Origin of the sequence: Pontibacter sp. FD36 (assembly GCF_015686655.1) — a bacterium.
In the GTDB taxonomy this organism is placed as follows: domain Bacteria; phylum Bacteroidota; class Bacteroidia; order Cytophagales; family Hymenobacteraceae; genus Pontibacter.
Genome location: NZ_JADPMP010000033.1, coordinates 1 through 508, shown reverse-complemented (window position 1 = coordinate 508; position 508 = coordinate 1). Strand labels below are relative to the sequence as shown.

1 protein-coding gene is annotated in these 508 nt (G+C 55.5%); it reads right to left on the bottom strand.

What is annotated here, in order from left to right; genetic code table 11:
• On the bottom strand, positions 1-507 hold a 507-nt coding region (locus I0P70_RS21220), incomplete at its 3' end, for a HAMP domain-containing protein (protein ID WP_230392347.1).
• Position 508: the final 1 nt, after the last annotated feature.

Sequence of the window (508 nt, the reverse complement as noted above, 5' to 3'; positions counted from 1 at the left end):
ACCACCTACATTCGGTACTGATGCCTGGCCACCCAGACGACCTTCCGTACCCACCTCTCTTGCCACACGGGTTACCTCGTCAGCAAAGATGTTGAGCGAGTCCACCATCTGGTTCAGGTTCTCCTTCAGGTCGGCAAGTTCGCCTTTCACGTTCACCGTGATCTTCTGGCTCAGGTCGCCTTTCGCAACGGCTGTTGCTACGTTGGCAATGTCACGCACTTGAAGCGTCAAATTAGACGCCATGTAGTTTACGTTGTCCGTAAGCTCTTTCCAGATGCCGGCTACGTTTGGCACGTTTGCCTGGCCACCCAGTATACCTTCGGTGCCTACCTCACGTGCCACACGGGTTACTTCCGCGCCAAACACATTCAGTCGGTCCACCATTTCATTCAGGATGTCTTTCAGGTCACCCAGCTCCCCTTTCACGTCCACGGACACTTTCTGGGTCAGGTCACCTTTTGCCACGGCGGTTGCTACCTCGGCAATGTCGCGTACCTGCAGGGTCAGG